Annotated in this window: 20 protein-coding genes; 10 read left to right on the top strand and 10 right to left on the bottom strand. The window is 74.7% G+C overall.

Going from position 1 to position 18061, the window contains the following annotated elements:
• Positions 1–134 precede the first annotated feature (134 nt).
• Both AC3ERT_RS01100 and AC3ERT_RS01095 read left to right on the top strand, forming a co-directional pair.
• On the top strand, positions 135–647 hold the full coding sequence (locus AC3ERT_RS01100; RefSeq protein WP_435135961.1) for a GNAT family N-acetyltransferase: 513 nt from the start codon (positions 135–137) through the stop codon (positions 645–647).
• Positions 648–743: 96 nt separating this feature from the next.
• A complete protein-coding gene (locus AC3ERT_RS01095; protein ID WP_435135963.1) occupies positions 744–1115 on the top strand; it encodes a hypothetical protein in 372 nt (123 codons plus the stop codon).
• Positions 1116–1160: 45 nt separating this feature from the next.
• Here the strand turns inward: AC3ERT_RS01095 and AC3ERT_RS01090 are convergent, their stop codons facing one another.
• Complete coding sequence (locus tag AC3ERT_RS01090; protein WP_435135965.1) at positions 1161–1631, bottom strand: MarR family winged helix-turn-helix transcriptional regulator; 471 nt, start codon at positions 1629–1631, stop codon at positions 1161–1163.
• Positions 1632–1698: 67 nt separating this feature from the next.
• On the opposite strand from AC3ERT_RS01090, the gene AC3ERT_RS01085 reads away from it, so the two are divergent.
• Positions 1699–2598, top strand: a complete 900-nt coding sequence (locus AC3ERT_RS01085) for an alpha/beta hydrolase (protein ID WP_435172225.1) — start codon at positions 1699–1701, stop codon at positions 2596–2598.
• Here AC3ERT_RS01085 and AC3ERT_RS01080 read toward each other — a convergent pair.
• From AC3ERT_RS01080 to AC3ERT_RS01065, 4 genes are all read right to left on the bottom strand, one after another.
• Entirely contained in the window at positions 2573–3142 is a 570-nt protein-coding gene (locus AC3ERT_RS01080; protein WP_435172223.1) for a GNAT family N-acetyltransferase, read from the bottom strand. The genes AC3ERT_RS01085 and AC3ERT_RS01080 overlap by 26 nt on opposite strands.
• A 66-nt stretch (positions 3143–3208) precedes the next feature.
• Positions 3209–4279, bottom strand: a complete 1071-nt coding sequence (locus AC3ERT_RS01075) for an ABC transporter permease subunit (protein ID WP_435172221.1) — start codon at positions 4277–4279, stop codon at positions 3209–3211.
• Positions 4276–5358, bottom strand: coding sequence for an ABC transporter ATP-binding protein (locus tag AC3ERT_RS01070; protein WP_435172219.1), 1083 nt, complete (start codon positions 5356–5358; stop codon positions 4276–4278). The genes AC3ERT_RS01075 and AC3ERT_RS01070 overlap by 4 nt, the downstream gene beginning before the upstream one ends.
• 9 nt (positions 5359–5367) lie before the next feature.
• Positions 5368–5802 carry a GntR family transcriptional regulator gene (locus AC3ERT_RS01065; RefSeq protein ID WP_435172333.1) on the bottom strand — a complete coding sequence of 145 codons (435 nt, stop codon included), beginning with the start codon at positions 5800–5802 and terminating at the stop codon, positions 5368–5370.
• A 179-nt stretch (positions 5803–5981) separates the two neighbouring features.
• Between AC3ERT_RS01065 and AC3ERT_RS01060 the strand changes: the two genes are divergently transcribed.
• Positions 5982–7619, top strand: coding sequence for a glycosyltransferase family 39 protein (locus AC3ERT_RS01060; RefSeq protein WP_435172217.1), 1638 nt, complete (start codon positions 5982–5984; stop codon positions 7617–7619).
• A gap of 108 nt (positions 7620–7727) precedes the next feature.
• Here AC3ERT_RS01060 and AC3ERT_RS01055 read toward each other — a convergent pair whose 3' ends face one another.
• Positions 7728–9629 carry a hypothetical protein gene (locus tag AC3ERT_RS01055; RefSeq protein WP_335982984.1) on the bottom strand — a complete coding sequence of 634 codons (1902 nt, stop codon included), beginning with the start codon at positions 9627–9629 and terminating at the stop codon, positions 7728–7730.
• 315 nt (positions 9630–9944) lie between these two features.
• Positions 9945–10574 (bottom strand): CGNR zinc finger domain-containing protein, encoded by a 630-nt coding sequence (locus AC3ERT_RS01050; protein WP_435172215.1) that lies wholly within the window; start codon positions 10572–10574, stop codon positions 9945–9947.
• Between the two features lie 56 nt (positions 10575–10630).
• Between AC3ERT_RS01050 and AC3ERT_RS01045 the strand changes: the two genes are divergently transcribed.
• Positions 10631–11884: an MFS transporter gene (locus tag AC3ERT_RS01045; protein WP_435172214.1), complete on the top strand. Its 1254-nt coding sequence runs from the start codon at positions 10631–10633 to the stop codon at positions 11882–11884.
• On the opposite strand, the gene AC3ERT_RS01040 is transcribed toward AC3ERT_RS01045, so the two are convergent.
• Both AC3ERT_RS01040 and AC3ERT_RS01035 read right to left on the bottom strand, forming a co-directional pair.
• Entirely contained in the window at positions 11865–12488 is a 624-nt protein-coding gene (locus AC3ERT_RS01040) for an NADPH-dependent F420 reductase (RefSeq protein WP_335982978.1), read from the bottom strand. The genes AC3ERT_RS01045 and AC3ERT_RS01040 overlap by 20 nt on opposite strands.
• Before the next feature lie 32 nt (positions 12489–12520).
• The gene (locus AC3ERT_RS01035) at positions 12521–13255 is read right to left on the bottom strand and encodes an SDR family NAD(P)-dependent oxidoreductase (protein WP_435172212.1); all 735 of its coding nucleotides are present in this window, start codon (positions 13253–13255) and stop codon (positions 12521–12523) included.
• A gap of 143 nt (positions 13256–13398) precedes the next feature.
• On the opposite strand from AC3ERT_RS01035, the gene AC3ERT_RS01030 reads away from it, so the two are divergent.
• The 4 genes from AC3ERT_RS01030 to AC3ERT_RS01015 all read left to right on the top strand — a co-directional run bounded on the left by AC3ERT_RS01030 (position 13399) and on the right by AC3ERT_RS01015 (position 16914).
• Positions 13399–14013 carry a TetR/AcrR family transcriptional regulator gene (locus tag AC3ERT_RS01030; RefSeq protein ID WP_435172210.1) on the top strand — a complete coding sequence of 205 codons (615 nt, stop codon included), beginning with the start codon at positions 13399–13401 and terminating at the stop codon, positions 14011–14013.
• Between the two features lie 197 nt (positions 14014–14210).
• Positions 14211–15137 carry an NADP-dependent oxidoreductase gene (locus AC3ERT_RS01025; RefSeq protein WP_435172208.1) on the top strand — a complete coding sequence of 309 codons (927 nt, stop codon included), beginning with the start codon at positions 14211–14213 and terminating at the stop codon, positions 15135–15137.
• A gap of 15 nt (positions 15138–15152) precedes the next feature.
• On the top strand, positions 15153–15632 hold the full coding sequence (locus AC3ERT_RS01020; protein WP_435135990.1) for a MarR family winged helix-turn-helix transcriptional regulator: 480 nt from the start codon (positions 15153–15155) through the stop codon (positions 15630–15632).
• A 175-nt stretch (positions 15633–15807) separates the two neighbouring features.
• On the top strand, positions 15808–16914 hold the full coding sequence (locus AC3ERT_RS01015; protein WP_435172206.1) for an alkene reductase: 1107 nt from the start codon (positions 15808–15810) through the stop codon (positions 16912–16914).
• On the opposite strand, the gene AC3ERT_RS01010 is transcribed toward AC3ERT_RS01015, so the two are convergent.
• Complete coding sequence (locus tag AC3ERT_RS01010) at positions 16901–17347, bottom strand: cupin domain-containing protein (RefSeq protein WP_435172204.1); 447 nt, start codon at positions 17345–17347, stop codon at positions 16901–16903. The genes AC3ERT_RS01015 and AC3ERT_RS01010 overlap by 14 nt on opposite strands.
• Positions 17348–17519: 172 nt before the next feature.
• On the opposite strand from AC3ERT_RS01010, the gene AC3ERT_RS01005 reads away from it, so the two are divergent.
• Complete coding sequence (locus tag AC3ERT_RS01005; RefSeq protein WP_435172203.1) at positions 17520–18017, top strand: metallophosphoesterase family protein; 498 nt, start codon at positions 17520–17522, stop codon at positions 18015–18017.
• Positions 18018–18061: the final 44 nt, after the last annotated feature.

Below are 18061 nucleotides of genomic sequence, written 5' to 3'. Positions count from 1 at the left end.
CGCCCCCTGTCCGTTCCCGGCTACCGACGACCCTAACGGTCCATCGGCGGGCCAACCCGGACGAACACCCCATCGCGCCCCCGGTGCGCCCCCGCGGGTACACTCCGCCGCCCGCCCGGCTTACGGTGGAGGTCATGTACCGGTTGCGCCCGTTCGAACCCGCCGACGCCCCCGACCTGACCGCGATGCTGCACCGCGCCTACGCCGAACTGGGCGCGGGCGGGCTCAACTTCACCGCGGTGGACCAGACCGAGCAGACGACGCTGCGCCGTGCGGACACCGGCGCGTCCTGGCTGCTGGTGGACGGCACCCGCATCGCGGCGGCCCTGACGATGACGCTGCCCCCGCACGAGCCGCTGCGGCTGCTCAGCCCCACCGCCGCCGCGCCCGGGCGGGCCTGGCTCAACCAGATGGCGGTCGACCCCGCCGACCGCGGCCGCGGGCTCGCCTCCCGCCTGTGGGCGGTCGCCCGCAAACGGGCCCACGCCGAGGGCGCCTCGCACATCGGCGTGGACACCGCGCTGCCCGCGGCCCACCTCATCGGCATCTACACCGCGTGGGGCTTCGTCCCGCGCGAGACCATCCAGTGGCCGGGCAAGACCTACCGCAGCACCGTCATGGAACTCCCCACCCCGACCCCGGCCTGACCGCACCCGCCCGGCCGAGGCGGCCTCGGGGCGCGCGGGGGCGACATGGGGTCGCGGGTGGGGGTGGTGGGGCGGGGGGCGGCGTACGCTCCGGGCATGAAGGACAGCGATTTCGTGCGCCGGATCATCGGGATTCTCACCGAGGCCCGGCAGATGCAGGTGCTGCTGGCGGAGGACCCCGAGCGGCAGGACATCTCGGGGGACAACGTACGGGCGCTGCTCAACGAGACGATGCCGACGATCGAGTTCCCCGCGGACGCCAGCCCGGGGGAGATCGGCGAGGCGCTGAGCGTGCAGCTCAGCCCGGTGATCGAGCGGTTGACCGGGGCGTTCTCGCTGATCTTCCTGCAACTGGCGGACGTCCATGACGCGGGCCGCACGGACGTGTCCTCGGCGGACCTGCTCCAGGACCTCGCGCTGCGCGCGGACGAGCTGTGGCCGGGCGACGAGGAGGGCGACGGGGCCTGAGCGGCGGCGCCCGAGCGGCAGGTCCTCGAGCCGCGGGCCGGCCGTTCAGCCGGCGGGGGTGCCGGCCTTCCGGTCCTCGAGTGCGGCGCGCAGCGCCGCGAGGCCGTCGCCCACGGCGGCCAGCGCGGCGGCGTCGAGCACGCCGCCGACGAGGCCGTCCAGCGCGTCGGCGAAGGTGCGTTCGGCGGCCTCGGTGAGGCGCGCGCCGGAGTCGGTGAGCGCCAGCAGGGAGGAGCGGCGGTCGGCCGGGTTGGCCCGGCGCTCGACCCATCCCTGCCGTTCCAGGCGGTCGGCGCTCTTGCTGGCGGCGCCGATCCCGACGGCGAAGACGGCCGCGATGTCGGCGACGCGCGCGCCGGGGTGGTCGCGCAGGTGGCGCAGGAGCTCGAACTGCGAGGTGACGATGGCGTGTTCGGCCTTCAGGCGCTCGCCGAGGGCGTTGTAGAGCCGTGTCTCGCAGCGCACCAGGTCGGAGAAGAGGCCGGGCAGCAGGTGGCGGCGGTCACCGTTGGACATTTAACTTCCTAGGCATATAGTTCTTTGGAAGATACTTCCTGGGCTACTTCTATGAGGGAGCATACGCATGAGCACTGAGCAACGCGCCCGGATCGATGCGATGCTGCGGCGGCCGCAGCCCGCCGGCCCCCAGCCGATCGAGGAGATCCGCGCCGGGTTCGAGAAGCTGATGGCCACCATGGCGGTGCCGCCGGACATCCGCACCGCGCCGGGTACGCTCGGCGGCCGGCCGGTGCTGCGGGTCGACCCGGCCGGCCCGCCGCGCGCCGGCACGATCCTGTACTTCCACGGCGGCGGCTGGGTATCCGGCTCGCCCCGGACCGCGCTGTCACTGACCGGGAACCTGGTCGCCAGGACGGGCGTCCCGGCGTACTCCGTGGACTACCGGCTCGCGCCGGAGCACCCGTTCCCGGCCGCGATCGAGGACGCCGTGGCCGCCTACCGCGCCCTGCTCGACGCGGGCACGCCCGCGCCCTCCGTCGTGTTCGCCGGGGACTCCGCCGGGGGCGGGCTGGCCGTCACCGCCTGCCTGGCCGCCCGGGACGCCGGACTGCCGCTGCCCGCCGCCCTCCTGGCGCTCTCCCCCGGGCTCGACGCCACCCGCACCGGCGCGAGCATCGACGGCAAGGAGGACGCCGACCCCGTCTTCACCCGTGCGGGCGTGGAGTACACCGGGGCGATGTACCTCGCGGGGGCCGACCCGCGCCAACCCCTGCTCAGCCCCGCGGTGTCGGGCGACCTGACCGGCTTCCCGCCGATCCTGCTCCAGGTCGGCACGAACGAGATCCTGCTCGACGACGCCACCCGCCTCGCCACCCGCGCCCGGGAGGCCGGCGTGGACGTCATCCTCGACGTGACCGCGGGCGTGCCGCACGTCTTCCAGGCGTTCACCGGCCTCCTCGACGAGGCCGACGAGGCACTGGACCGCGCCGCGCTCTTCCTCACCCAGCGCTTGACGCCGCGTTGACGGCGCCGCCGGCGTCCCCGCCGACCGGGCGGCGCTCGCCGAGCCACTGCTCGGCGCCCCAGGCGTGGAACCGCTCCACCTCGGTGAAGCCGAGCTTCGCCGCCAGCCGCATCGAGCCGAGGTTCGCGGTCTGGGTGGCGAGCACCACCGCCTCCCCGGGCAGCGCGCCCTCCAACCAACCGAGTGCGGCCGTGCACGCCTCGGCGGCGTACCCCTGCCCCCAGGCCCGCGGCAGGAACAGGTAGCCGAGGTCGGCCTTCCCCGCGGCCGCGGGGCGCTGGGAGGCGCTGCGTCGCATCAGGATCTGGCCGATCATCTCCCCGCCGCACTCCACGACGAAGCTCCCCGGCCACTCCTCGGGCACCGCGGGCAGCTCCCGCTCCAACTCCTCCCGCCGCTGCGGCCCGCCGAGGTAGGTGTGCACCTCCGGAGAGGCCAGCAGCTCGACGAACGCCGCGCGGTCGCGCGCTTCGGGTGCGCGCAGGACCAGCCGCGCGGTCCTGATCGGGTCGGGCGGCCAGGCGACAGTCAGCGGATGCGTCATGCGGGCAGGCTAACAGCCGTGATCCGGCGGGACGTTGTGGTACCGGCGCGGGGCGGGGAGAGGCCGTCAGCGGGTCTTGACGCGGCGGACGTGCCACAGGCAGAAGGCGGCCAGGGCGGCGGTGGCGGTGAGGCAGATGCCGGTCTCCAACAGTTGGAGCGGGAGGAACTGGTCCATGGTGAAGGAGCTGTTGTAGCGGCCGACGATGTGGTGCCGCGCCAGGCATCCGGAAAAGTCCTGGAGGCCGGGACCGGAGCAGGGATTGCGGCGGGTGAGGGTGCCGTCGGACCGCACGTAGCCGAAGCCCTGGAACCAGCCGTCGAGCGGGGTGCTGGGGAAGTCGAGGCTGCGGGTGCGGCGGATGTGCGGGGTGAGCAGGTGCGGCCGCAGCTTCTCCAGCCCGAACAGGGCGGCTTCGCCGAGCCCGGCGGCCGCGGCGACCGCGGGCAGGGTGCGGCGCACCAGCAGGCCGGTGGCCGCGCCGGTCGTCAGGGCGAGCAGGAGGTGGGCGACGCCGACCGGGCCGGTCCAGGCGAAGAAGTCCCAGTCGTTCCACCAGACGACCGCGCGCCATGCGAAGCGGTCCGGTCCGCCGTCGTGGCCGCGCCGTGCGGAGTACCACCACCAGCTGGCCGGCACCGTCACCACGACGGCGGCGAGCGTGGTGACCGCGGCCGCCAGGCCGAGCCGGACCGCGGCCCACTCACGGCGGCCGACGGACTGCGTCCAGGCCAGCCGGTGGGTGCCGGACTCCAGCTCCTGCGCGAACAGCGGTGCGCCGACCAGCGCGCCGACCGCGACCGGCAGGTAGCGAAGCACGTACGGCGCCACATGCGTGACGGTCGGCGCCGCCACGTCGCCGCCGCCCAAGTCGCACCCGTCCGCCGCGCGGCAGAGGTCGGCGTAGTGGTGGACGGCGCCGACGAGTTGGTGGTGCTCCCGGACCGCTCCGATCCCGGCGAGCAGGGCGAGGGCGAGCATCGTACGGAAGGCGGCCCGGTGCCGGCGCCAGGCGGGCCAGGCCGGTCCGGCCAGGCGCGGCAGCCGCAGCGGGGAGGGCAGCGGCAGCCGGAAGCGCCGCCGGGCACGGCGCTCCTCGCGCGGCGGCCAGGCCACGTAGCGGGCGAGGGCGCTCATCGGCCGGGGTCCGCTTCGTCCTGGCGCCTGCGCTGGTGCTGGTGCTGCGGCGCGCGCGCCGCGTCGGCCGGCCGGACCAGCGGCTCGTCGGCGGGCGCGACCAGCGGCGGGGCCTGCGGATTGCGCAGGTAGGCGAGCAGGATCTCCTCGAGGCTGGGCGCTTCGGCGCTCACGGCGCGGTTCAGGGCGGTCGGCAGTTGGAGCAGCGCGGTCACCCGGCGCCCGGTGGTGCGCGCTTCCACGACGGTGTGGCCGAGCAGCGCCGCCGGCAGCGGGGCGGCAGGGTCGGCGGGGGCCGGGCCGCGGCGCCCTGAGCGGGGATCGCCGGGCCCGGCGCCGAACGGTTCGCGGCCGTCGAGCGTGTGGGTGACCAGGGTGTGCGCGGCCTGGACGAACTCCACGTCGTCGGCGACCAGCATCCGGCCGTGCGCGAGCAGCAGGACGTAGTCGCAGACGAGGTCCAGCTCGGCGAGGATGTGCGAGGACATCACCACGGTGGTGCCGTGCTCGGCGGCGGTGGTCATCAGCGCGGCCATCATCGCGTGCCGCCGCAGCGGGTCGAGGTCGGCCATCGGCTCGTCCAGCAGCAGCAGTTCGGGGCGCTTGCCGAGCACGAGCGCGAGGGCCGCGCAGGTGCGCTGGCCGCCGGAGAGCTGTCCGACCTTCGCCCTCAGCGGCACGTCGGCGTCGGCCAGGACCGTACGGGCGGCGGTGTCGTCCCACCGCGGGTTCATCTCCCGGCCGTAGCGCAGCGTCTCGGCGACGGTGAACGCGGTGTGCAGCGGCCGGTCCTGGAGCAGCACGCCGACGCGGGGCAGGGCGGCCGCGCTGCCGGGCCGGTGGCCGAGCACCCGCAGGGAGCCCTCGGTGGGGGCGCGCAGTCCGGCGGCGACCGCGAGCAGGGAGCTCTTGCCGTCGCCGTTGGGCCCGACGAGGCCCGCCACCCGGCCGGGCGGGACCCGGAAGTCGCTGTGGCGCAGCGCCCAGTCGGCGCGGTTGCGGATGCCGAGGCCGCGCGCTTCCAGCGCGGGCGGTTCGGTGCGGGCGTGCGGGCCGCCGGCCTTCGGTTGGTCGGTCATGGCTTCGCGCTAGCCGTGCGGGTGGGCGTCGCACGTCTCCGCGCCGGGCACGCGGGGGTCGGCACCGGTCGGGAAGTACGTGTCGAGCGCGGCGGACAGCAGCGCGGCGACATCCTCGCGGCCCAGGTCGGCGCCGCGTGCGGCGGCCATCCAGGCGTGCAGGCTCTCATGGAGCGGGGAGCCGGCCGCGGCCCCGGGCTGGGCGAGCGACCTGCGGACGAAGGTGCCGACGCCCTGCCGCGCCTCGACGAGCCCCTCGTTCTCCAGCTCGCGGTACGCCTTGAGCACGGTGTTGGGGTTGATCGCGGTCGCGGCGACCACCTCCGCCGCCGAGGGCAGCTTGTCGCCGGGCGCCAACTGGCCCAACCGCAGGGCCTGTTTGGTCTGCCAGACGATCTGCTGGTACGCGGCCACGCCGCTGCGCCGCTCGATACGGAAGGTCACCACCCGCCACATCATACCCCTAGTGGACTAGTGGACCTGGAGCGGTTGACACCAGCGGTCCGCGCCTTCGACACTCGGTCCACTAGTTAAGTAGTGGACCGAGTGAATCGGACGCGCCCCCGCAAGCCACGGGCCGCGCGGCGATGACGCACGCCCTCTTCCGGACGGGAGCAACCGCGGTGCCCACCTCGCCTGTTGACGTATCCGAACGCGCCGCGCCGGTCGGCGTGTCCGCACCGGCCGCACCGGCGCCGCCGCAGACCGCCGGCCGGACCGCGCGGCGCCGCACCGTCGGCTGGACGCGGCACCCGGCCGGGCAGGCGCCGCTCCTGATGCTCCTCGCCCTCGCCGTGCGCGCGCCCTCCTTCCGCCGCCCGTTCTGGAGCCCCGACGAGGGCTACCTCGGCACCGAGGCGATCGCCCTGCGGCACGGCGGGCGGCTCTACACCGACGTCGTGGACCGCAAGCCCCCGCTCGTGCCCTGGCTGTACGAAGCCTGCTTCGGCCTGACCGGACCCGGCACGCTGTGGCTGGTGCGGCTGTGCGCGGTGGCGGCGCTGGCGCTCACCGCGCTGTTCGTGGCGCGGCTGGCGGCAAGGGAGTGGGGGCCGTGGGCCGGGCTGCCGGCCGGGGTGCTCACCCTCGCCGCGTCGGCGGCGCTGCCCGCGCCCGACGCGATGGCCGCGACCTTCGAGGTGTTCATGCTCCCGGCGACGGCCGCCGCCGTGTACTTCGGCTCCCGCCGCCGCTTCCTCGCCGCCGGGCTGGCCCTGGCCGCCGCGACCCTCACCAAACAGGTCGGCCTGGCCCCCTTGCTGCCGGTCGCGCTCCAGGTCCTCGCCGGCCCGCGCCGGGACCGGCTGCGGCACGGCGCGGCGCTGGCCGCGGGGGTGTTCCTGCCGGTGGCCGGCTGCGCCCTGCTGCTGGGTGTGCGCCCGTTCGTCTTCTGGAACTTCCTGGCCTCGAGCTCCTACGCCGCCTCCCCGCCGGGCACGGCGGCGATGTGCGGGCACGCCGGGAGCATCCTGCTGCGGCTGGCCGTACCGTTCGCCGGCTTCGCCTTCCTGCTTCCGCGCCGGCTGCCCCGCCGGATGCCCCGCCGGATGCCCCGCCCGCTGGGCCGGTGGCGCGGTGTCACCGAACTCCGGCCGCGGACACGGACGTTCGACCGGGTGCTGTGGCTGTGGCTGATCGCGTCGGCCGCGGGCGTCACCGCGGGCTTCCGCTTCTACGGCCACTACTTCCTGCAACTCCTCCCGCCGCTCGCGCTGTTGGCGCTGCGCGCCGCCGACAGCGCCCGCACGCGTGCCCTCTCCCGCCGCCCAGCCGGGCCCCGCACCCGGGACCGCGCCCTGGCGGCCGCCTGCCTCTGCGCGGTGGCGGCCGCCGCGCTCTTCGACGCGGGCGCGCTGCGGGCCGAGCCGCCGCAGATGGGCAAGTCCCTCGCCCTGGCCTCGGCGCTGGACGCCCGCAGCCGGCCCGGGCAGAGCGTGTTCCTGTGGAGCATGCACCCGGAGGTGTACTGGCTCGCGGGCCGTCCCGCCGCCGGCCGCTACCTGACGGCCGGGCTGCTCACCAACTTCAGCGGCGGCGCGGACGTGCGCCGGGTCGGCGCCCGCTACGCCGTGCCGGGCGCCTGGGCGGGCCTGCGCCGCGAACTGGCCGCCGCTCCCCCGTGCCTGGTGGTCGACGACTCCGCGGGCACCCCGTACCCGATGGCCGGGTATCCGGCGCTGGTGCGCCTGGTACGCGACGGCGGCTACACGCGGGTCGCCGCCGTCGAGGGCGCGGTCGTCTACCGCCGGGCCGGATGCTGAACGGCGCGCGCCCCGGGGGCGCAGGCGCGGCCCCGGACACCGCTGGTGGGGGGCGGGGTGTCCGGGGCCGCGGGTCACTGTGGTGATACAGGTGCGGGTGCGGTGGGGCTAGGGGTAACTCACCACGTCGGTCGGGGTGGTGTCGGACGCGGTGACCGCACCGGTGTCGTTGATGACATGGGTGATGGTGCCCACGCCGCCGAGCGAGACGGTGAGCGCGTCGTGGAACTTCACGCCCGCGGTGTCCGGTGCCTCGAAGGCGTGGTAGTTGTTCACGGCCGGGTTGACGTTGAAGTAGCAGTAACTGCCCAGGCCCCACGCCTCGTGCGAGGTGACGTCGTCGGCGACCTTGTAGGCCGCGTAGCCGTCGACCCCCGACGAGCTCATCCAGGACGCCTGGTCCGGCGGGTCGTACGGGTTCTCGTTCTGGAAGAAGATCGTCCTGCCGCCCTGGCCGTTCCACACCACCTCGTACTTCTGGTAGTGCTCGACGAACAGGCCGTCGGCGAGGACGTCGTCGCCGTTGACGGTCAGGCCGTTGTCGGCGGTGTTGGTGGTCCAGCCGACGCTGCCGGAGTTGCCGTGGTCGGCCCGCCAGGCCCAGATGTGGTCGATGATCGTGTTGTTGCTGTTGACGACGAGGCTGTCGGTGGCCTTGCCGGCGTTCTCACCGCCGATCCGGAAGAAGACGTCCTGGATCGTGGTGGGGTCGGCCGAGTGGTCCGCGGTCGACCCGGACGGCCCGACGGTCAGCAGCGCCTGGGAGTTGGTGGTGCCGGCGTCGAAGAGCAGGCCCTTGAGCCGGACCCCGTCCACGTCGGCGACCTTCATCGCGTCCACGCCGTTGTCCGGGACGAAGGTCGGGTAGCCGACGCCGAGGATCGTGGTGTCGGCGCGGGTCACGTCGAGCGTCTGGTCCAGGTGGTAGACGCCCGGGGTGACGAACAGGTTGCAGCCCTCGGCGAGCGCGGCGTTGATGGTCTCTGCGGTGTCGCCGGCCTTCACCACGTAGAACTGGCTCATCGGCAGCGAGGTGCCCGCGGTGCTACCGTTCGCCCAGCTGGCGCCCGAGGAGTCGGTCTGGAGGCTCGGCTCGAACACCCGGTAGTTCCCGGAGCCGTCGACGTACAGGTAGGGCACGTCGCGGGAGACCGGGGTGGTGGCGAGCGTGGTCTCCGGCGGGTTGGGGAAGGTGGTCGACGGCGCCCCGGACACGCCGGAGAAGACCATGTTCCACACGCCCCCGTCCCAGCTGCCGAGGTTGCTGTTGCGGGTGTACCACTGCTGCTGCGACACCGACGACGCCTGGCCGCTGACCTTGGTGTCGGCGATGAAGCCGCCGCTGGCGTAGCCGTAACTGGCCGGGTAGAGCGCCAGGTTGCCGCGCACGTCGATCCGGCGGAAGGGCGCGGCCTGGGCCACCGCCCAGCGGTCGGTGCCGCTGGAGGGGGTGATCGCCAGGTTCTCCGCGCTGCGCCAGAAGTTCTGCGTGGCGTTGCCGGCGTCGGAGGCGTTGAAGGCGTCCACGGTCACGTCGCCGTTGATGGAGACGTCGTCCGGGTTCTGGCCCAGGCCCGCCACCGACGTGTAGAAGCCGACGTTGTCCTCGACGTTGTAGGTGCCGGGCTTGAACAGGTCGGCCACCCGGTTCTCGCTGAACTGGGCGGTGGCGGTGTCCTTCATCTGGTTGAACTGGGAGTCCAGTTCGGACTGGATCGCGGCGTCGCCCATCGACGGGTCGAAGACGTGCACGTTCGGCCCGAAGTCCGGGGTGTCGGACTGCGCCGGGCAGTCCGCCGCGTCCGCCGCGGGCCGCGCGGCCGTGGCGCCGTGGCCCGTCGTGGCGCCGTGGCCGGCCGCCTCCGCCGAGGCGGCACCGGCCGCGCCGGTCAGGCCGGTCAGCGTGGCGAGCAGCAGCGCGCCCGCGCCGAGGGCGGCGTAGCCGCGGCGCCGGGGACCGGCATGGCGCCGCGGCTGCGCGGTGGGGGGCTCAAGGGGTGGTCTGCGCATGGGGGTCCTTTCACCCGGGTTCACGAAGTGAACGCGCGGGTCAGCGCGGATAGTGGGGGTTGATCGCGCTTTGGCTCCACTACTTCACTGCCACAGCACCTGACGACCCTTCGATTCGCAGATCGGAGAACGCTCTCAATCTAAGGATCGGGGGCGCTGCGGCTCGTTAGGCAGTCTCAGCCGCCCTTGCGCCACCGTCAAGGAGTGGGCGCCCGGCCCGCACACACTGAACACATCGCCCGCACGGAACCCGCACGGTCGCCCTCCCGTGGCCAACTCCTGAAGGCCGGGGGCCCGTTGTGTCAAGCCCTGGCCTCAGGAAGTGACCCGATCGCCCCGCAGCGCCTCGTCGGTGGCCTCAGGCGCTTCGGGGGGCCGGGTCCGGGCGCGGTGGGCCGCGACGCGCTCGCGGGTGGCGCAACGGCGCGAGCAGTAGCGGCGGTTCGGCCCGCGCCCTTCCATCACGTAGACGTTCGGGCAGCTCGGGGAGGCGCAGACGCCGCCTGGCGGCCGCCGCCGGTCCCACAGCAGGACCGCGAGCGCCAGACAGGAGGAGGCGAGGAACCACTCGGCCCAGGGCGCGTCGTCGTCGCTGTCCAGGTGCGGGTGCCAGGAGGTGGTGCCGCCGTGCGTGGTCAGGCGCAGCGGGCCGGTGCCCGAGGCGAGCAGCCGGTTGAGGCGGACCGCGGCCTCGTCGGCGTCCTCGGCGGCGAAGACCTCGCGGAGCCGGCGGGCGGCGGCCCGCAGGTCGGCGAGGTCGGCGGGGGTGAGGCCGAAGGGTTCCGTCTCGCCGTAGGCGCGCAGGACCGCGGCGACCGCGGCCGTCACCGCGGCCGTCTCTTTTGGCTCCGCGTCGTCCGCGAGCGCGTTGACGAGGTCGGCTGCGCGGCGGGCGTTGGCCTGCACGGAGTGGTGGGCGGAGCTGTCGTCGTACGTCGGGGCCATCCGTGCACGGTAACGCAGGTGGCGCGGTTTTGGGTTACTTGCGTACCGTCCTCCGCATGCGACAGCGTGACGTCGGCCCGGCCGTGGGGTCGTACCTCGGCGGGGCGGCCGCCGCCCGGATCGGCGACGAGACGGCGGGGCCCGCGCTGCTGCTGGCAGGTCTGGCCGCCACCGGGTCGGCCGCCCACGCGGCCCTGGTCCCGGCCGCGCTGATGGCGTCGGCGGCGGTCGGCGGCCCGCTCTTCGGCGCGTTCCTGGACCGCTCCGCCCGCCCCGGGCGCCTTCTCGCCGCCGCCCTCGCCGGCTACGCGGCCGCCCTCACGCTGCTCCTCGCCGCCCTCCCCCGGCTCCCCCTCGCCCTGACCGTCCTCCTCGCCGCCCTCGCCGGCCCCCTCGCCCCGGCCCTGTCCGCCGCCTGGTCCGCCCAACTCCCCCACCTGCCGGGCCCCCCGGGCCCCGAAGGCGCGCAGCGGCTGGCGCGGGTCACCGCGTTCGACGCGATGACGTATGACGTGGCGGGGCTGGCGGGGCCGGCGCTGGCCGGCGCCGTCGCCGGGTGGTCGGGAGCGGGGGCGGCGGTCGTGGCGGCGGCGGTGCTGGTCGGGCTGGCGGTGCCGTCCGCGTGGACGCTGCCGCGGGCGGCGCCCGACCGGCGCGAGGTGCCTGCGGGCCTCCGCCGTGAACTGGCCGCCGGTTTCCGGGCGATCGGCGCGTCGGGGGCGCTGGGGCGAGCGACGGCCGCCTCGGTGGTGTCCTGCGTGGGCGCGGGCATGTTCGTCACGTGTGCGCCGGTCGCCGGGGCGGCGGCGCTGGGCGGGGCCGGGCACGGCGCCTACCTGCTGTCGGGGGCCGCCGTGGCATCCCTGGTCGCCAACGGGCTCCTCGCGCGCCGCCCTTCCGCGGTGCGCCCGGAGACCGTGCTGCGGTGCGCCACCGCGGTGCTCGGCGCCGCGTTCCTGCTCGCCGCGACGGTACGGCCGCCCGTACTCGCCCTGGCCGCCGTACTGGCCGGCGCGGCCGAAGGACCGCAGCTCACCGCGCTGTTCGCGATCCGGCACCGCGAGGTGCCGCCCCGCCTTCGCGGCCAGGTCTTCACCACCGGCGCCGGCCTGAAGACCGCCGGCTACGCGCTCGGCACCGCGCTCGCCGGCCTCCTGGCCGCCCGGTCGCTTCCGGCCGCCCTCCTCACGGCCGCCGCCTTCCAGGCCCTCGCCCTGCTCGCCCTCACCCCCCGCCCCCGGCGGCCACGGGGAGCGGACGCGTCGCCGGACAGGTCCGCGAACGCTCCGCTCAGGCGGGGACTTCGGTGACGCCGAGGGCGAAGTCCAGGTTCCCCACGCCGTGGTGGGCGAGGCCCACCGTGACCACGCCCGCTCCTTCCAGCCAGTGCGCCATCTTCAGGCCGCCGACGTCCAGCGGCCGCAGCCCGAGGCTCTCGACGAACGCCCCCACCCGCGCCTTGGCCGCCGCGTCGTCGCCGGCGACGAAGACGTCGGGCCGGCCCTTCTCCAAAACCTGGCGGAAGACGGTGTTGAACGCCTTCACCACACTGGCGCCGGCCGGGGCCACCTTGGCGACCTCCTGGGCGACCGAGGTCTGCTCGTGGTGGGCCAGCCCGTCGAAGGTGGCGTTGAAGGGGTTGCTGATGTCGACGACGACCTTGCCCGCGAGGGCGTCCCCGTACTGCGCGACGGCCGGCACGACGCCGTCGTGGAGCAGCGCCACGATGACGATGTCCCCGGTCGGGGCGGTGCCCCATGCTCCGGTGGTGGCGCCGTCACCGAGAGCCTCGGCCAGGTCGGCGGCCTTGGACCGGTCGCGGCCCATGATCTCGACGGTGTTGCCGCCCGCTATGGCCCGCGCGCCGAGGGTGCGGGCCATGTTCCCGGCGCCGATGATGCTGATGCTGCTCATGGATGTCCTGCCCTGGGTGTGGGTTGTCGGGTTCAGATGGCAGTGGTGCCGCCGTCGGCGACGAGTTCCATGCCGTTGACGTAGCTGGAGTCGTCGGAGGCGAGGAAGAGGGCGGCGGTGGCGATCTCGTCGGGCCTGCCCATCCGGCCGCGGGGGATGAGGGACTCGAACTGGCGCTTGGTGGCCTCGTCGAAGAGTTCTTCCTGCTTGGCGGTGGCGACCTGGCCGGGGGTCAGGACGTAGACGCGGATGCGGCGGTCCTTGAGTTCGTTGAGCCAGATCCGGGCCCAGGCCTGCTGGACGGCCTTGCTGCCGGCGTAGACGCTCCAGCCGGGGAAGGCGCCCAGCGAGGCGTTGGAGCCGGTCATGAGGATGGAGCCGCCGTCGTTGAGGAGCGGGAGCGCCTTCTGGACGGTGAACAGGGTGCCGCGGGCGTTGAGCCCGAACCAGGTGTCGAACTGGGCCTCGGTGATCTCGCCGAGCGGGGCGGGCTCGCCCCCGCCGGCGCTGGCCCACAGCACGTCGATGCTGCCCTTCTCCCGCTTGACGGTGTCGTAGAGGCGGTCCAGGTCGTCCAGGTCGGCGGCGTCGCCCTGGACGCCGGTGACATTGCGGCCGATCTCCTTCACGGCCTCGTCCAGGGCCTCCTGGCGGCGGCCGGTGACGAAGACATGCGCGCCCTCGTCCACGAACAGCTTCGCGCCGGCCAGCGCCATGCCGGTGGAGCCGCCGGTGATGACCGCGACCTTGCCGTCGAGCTTTCCCATGGTCGTTCCCTCGGGTCGGTGGTGCCGTGCGCACCTGGGGCGACGGTGTTATGTACACCGCCCTGTGTGCTTACGGTACGGACCTGCGGGCCGGGGCGCAACTATGTACACCGGTCGTTACCCAGCCGCGGTAGGCTGGGCCCATGACGGAGTTGGAGAAGGGCCCCACGGGCCGCCGCCGCGGCCGGGGCGCCCGCGAGCGCATCCTCGGCGCGTCCCAGCAGCTGTTCCGCGAGCAGGGCATCAACCGCACCGGCATGGACCAGCTGTGCGCGGCGGCCGAGGTGTCCAAGCGCACGGCCTACCAGCACTTCGGCGGCAAGGACGAACTCGTCGCCGAGTACCTGCGCCAGTTCGACCCCTCCGTGCTGCCCGGCGTCTTCGACCGCACCGACCTCACACCCCGCGAACGGCTCCTCGCCGCCTTCGACATCCCCGCGGACACCCCCCTGTGCCCGTACATCGCCGCCGCCGTCGAACTGCACGACCCCCAGCACCCGGCGTCCCGGTACGCGCGCGACTACAAGAAGGCCGTCGCCACGCGGCTCGCCGACACCGCCCGTGTAGCCGGCGCCGCCGACCCCGAACAGCTCGGCGAGCAGCTCGCGCTGCTCATCGACGGCGCCGCGGCCCGCACCCGGGTCCTCGACGCCGACGCCTTCCCCACCGCCGCCGCCATCGCCGCCGTCCTCATCGACAACGCCATCCCCGCCGCCGGCAGCGACCGGCGACCGGTGACCGGTGACGTAGAAGGCTGACGCCGCGTCACACCCCGCTGGACGACGCCGCACGAGCTCGCGCCGTGCGGCCCGTCGGCACGCCCGCCACCCCCGGTTCCGGGGCGCCCGGGAACCTCGCGAAGCAATTATTTGGCTAGCCACACAATCGGTGCTACTTTTATGTGGCTGGCCACAGAACGTGGCCGGTGAAGCGTCCCCCTGCGAGGAGAGCAGTCATGAAGGCCATCGTTTTCGACACGTTCGGCGGCACCGAGGTCCTGCACGAGGCGGAGGTCGAGGTGCCCCAGCCCGGCCCCGGCCAGGTCCGGGTGCAGGTGAAGGCCGTCGGCGTCAACCCGGTCGACGGCAAGATCCGCGCCGGCGGCATGGAGGCGATCTTCCCCACCACGCTGCCCGCCGTGCCCGGCGGCGAGATCGCCGGCGTGGTGGACGCCGTCGGCGCGGGCGTCGACCACCTGAAGGTGGGCGACGAGGTGCTCGGCTGGTCCGACACCGGCGCCTACGCGCAGTACGCCCTGTCCCCCGCGACCGCCCTCGCGCCCAAGCCGGCCGGTCTGGACTGGACGCACGCCGCGGCCCTGCCGGTGGCGAGCGACGGCGCCGAACGCGTCCTGGACCTGCTCGGCGTCACCGCCGGCGAGACGCTGCTCATCCACGGCGCCTCCGGTGCGCTGGGCACCATCGCCGTCCAACTGGCCGTCGCCCGCGGCGCCCGCGTCCTCGGCACCGCCGGGCCGGGCAACCAGAGTTACGTCGCCTCGCTCGGCGCGACCCCGCTGGTCTACGGGGACAACCTGGTCGAACGGGTCCGCGCGCTCGCCCCCGAAGGGGTGGACGCCGTCTTCGACGCCGCGGGCAAGGGCGCGCTGGAGGACTCCCTCACCCTGCGCGGCGGCACCGACCGGATCGTCACCACCGCCGACTTCCGCGCCGCCGAGCTCGGCGTCGTCTTCGCCGAGGGCCCCCAGCGCCGCTCCGGCACGCGTCTCGCCGAGCTGGCGCGGCTGGCCGCCGACGGCACCCTGGCCACCACGATCAGCGCGGTCCACCCGCTCGCGGAGGCGGCACGCGCGCAGCAGGCCAGCGACGCGGGCCACAACCGGGGCAAGATCGTCCTCACCGTCGACTCGACCGTTGCGTGAGGAAAAGAGGCCCCCATGTCGGACACCACCCCGTCGGAGCTGCCGGACACCGCGGGAGCGGGGCCGTTGAGCTACGCCATCTTCCAGCTCGCCCGCACCCACCGCGCCCACGCCGCCGCCATGCTCCGCGCGATGAACCTGCACCCGGGGCAGGAACTGCTGCTGATGCAGCTCTTCGACCGCGACGGGCGGACCCAGGCGGAACTGCTGGAGCTGGTCGGCCTCGACCACTCCACCGTCTCCAAGTCGCTGCGCCGCATGCAGGAGGCGGGGCTGCTCACCCGGGAGCCCGCCGCCCACGACCGGCGGGTCATGGTGGTCCACCTCACGGACGCCGGGCGCGCCCTGCGGCAGCCCATCGCCGACATGTGGCGGACCCTGGAGCGGGCCTCCGTACGCGACCTGACGCCGGATCAGGTCCGTGAGTTCACCGCCTGCGCGCACATCATCGAGAAGTCGGTCCGGGACCACGACCGACAGCCGCCCGCCGCGTAGGCGGGGGCGACACGTCCGGCCGATCGGCCGGCACCCGCCACGCCCGGTGCGGAGCGAGGGCCTGCCCCAGGGCAGCCCTCGCCGCCCGGGCGGGGAACCCCGAAGAACCCCCCTCCCGCCGGCGAACGGCGGGCCCTCATACCCGACATTTCATGACCGCAAGGAGCTCTCCGCCATGCCGAACCCCTTCTCCCCCGTCGACGTCGCCGGCCGGCAGCTGGCCAACCGCATCGTGATGGCGCCGATGACCCGCAGCCGGGCCTACGGGCCGGGCGCCACCCCCACCGACCTGATGGCGGCGTACTACAGCCAGCGCGCGAGCGCCGGCCTCATCGTCACCGAGGGGATACAGCCCTCGCCGGTCGGCCAGGGCTACCCCGACACACCGGGCCTGCACACACCGGAACAGGTCAGCGCCTGGCGCGAGGTCACCGGCGCCGTCCACCGCGCGGGCGGGGTGATCTTCGCGCAGCTCATGCACACCGGCCGTATCGGCCACCCCAGCCTGCTCCCCGACGGCCTGGTACCGGTGGCGCCCTCGCCCGTCGCCGCGAAGGGCCAGGTCTTCACCCACCAGGGCCCGCAGGACTTCGTCACGCCGCGGGAACTGGACGCCGACGGCATCGCCCGCACCGTCGCCGACTTCGCCGACGCGGCCCGCAACGCGATCGCCGCCGGCTTCGACGGGGTGGAGATCCACGGCGCGAACGGCTACCTGATCCACCAGTTCCTCGCGCCCAACACCAACCACCGCACCGACGAGTGGGGCGGTGACGCCGCCGGCCGGGTCCGCTTCGGCCTGGCGGTGGCCGAGGCCGTCGCCGCGGCGATCGGCGGCCACCGCACCGGCTTCCGGGTCTCGCCCGGCAACCCCTACAACGACATCGCCGAGCAGGACCCGGCCGACGTGCAGAGCACCTACACCGCGCTGCTCACCGGGCTCGGCGCGCTGGACCTCGCCTACCTGCACGTGATCGGCGGGCCCGACCAGGAGCTGACCGCACGCCTGCGCGCCGCCTGGCCCGGCGCCTTCGTCCTCAACCCCTTCACCCATCCGCAGCCCACCGGGCCGGACGCCCTGGCCCTCGTCGAGGACGGCAGCGCGGACCTGATCGCCTTCGGGGCGCTCTTCCTCGCCAACCCCGACCTGCCCGCGCGGCTGGCCGCCCAGGGCCCCTACAACACCCCGGACCCGGCCACCTTCTACGGCGGCGACCACCGCGGCTACACCGACTACCCGTCCCTCGCCCCGCGCGACGCGGCAGCGGTCAGCTCCGGCTGAGCAGGGCGAAGTCGGCGAAGTCGAAGCCGGGCGTGACCACGCAGCTGACCAGCACGTCGCGGTCGGCGGCCGGCTCGGCGCGCTGCCAGGAGCCGGCCGGCACCGCGAGGTGGAAGCAGGGGTCGGCGCCGGTCGGCGGGTCGGGGGTCAGCAGGTGCTCGGTGACGGTGGTGGGGGCGGGCCCGGGCGGGCTGGTGTGGAGCCGCAGCGGGCCGCCGTGCTGCCAGAACCACACCTCGTCGGAGGCGACGTTGTGCCACTCGTTGCGGCCGCCGGGGGCGAGCAGGTAGTGGATCATCGTCGCGGAGGCGCGGGACCCGCCGCCCGCGGGGTGCCGTACGGGCACCGGCGAGGTGTAGATCCTGCGGTACCAGCCGCCCGCCGGGTGCGGGCTCAGCCCCAGGGTCCGGGCGAGTTCGGGTACGTGCGGCATCTTTCGACCCCATTCGGCTACGTCGGGTGCGCCCCATTGTGGGGCACGCGTCCCCTCCGGCCCGCGTGCCCGGCCCGGACCGCGGGCCGGACATGGCACGATCGGGGCACTCCGCCCCGCACCCCATCCCCATCCCACCGCCACCTACGGACACCCGCAAGGGAGGCCCGCCATGCGCCTGCTGCTCACCACCGACACGCATGTGCCCCGGCGGGCCCGGGAGCTGCCGCCGGCGCTGCTCGCCGAGATCGACGCCGCCGACGCCGTCCTGCACGCGGGCGACTGGGTGGACACCGCGACGCTCGACCTGCTTCAGGCGCGGGCGCGGCGGCTGGTCGCGGTGTACGGCAACAACGACGGCCCGCAACTGCGGGCGCGGCTGCCGGAGGTGGCCCGGGTACGGCTCGGCGGCGTCCGTTTCGCGGTCGTGCACGAGACGGGCCCGGCGCGCGGGCGGGAGGAGCGCTGTGCGCGGCTCTTCGACGACGCCGACGTCCTGGTCTTCGGGCACAGCCACATCCCGTGGGACACGGTGGCCGCGAACGGGCTGCGGCTGCTCAACCCGGGTTCGCCGACCGACCGGCGGCGCGAGCCGTACCGCACGTACATGACGGCCGAGGCGGCGGACGGGACCCTGTCGGACGTACGGCTGCACCGCCTGGCGCCGTAAAGGCGCCACGACGCCGCCCCTCCCCCGCACCGCCCGCCATCAAG

This window comes from Actinacidiphila sp. bgisy145 (genome assembly GCF_057708125.1).
The sequence above is the reverse complement of the archived record's forward strand: the minus strand, read 5'-3'. Positions and strand labels throughout refer to the sequence as shown.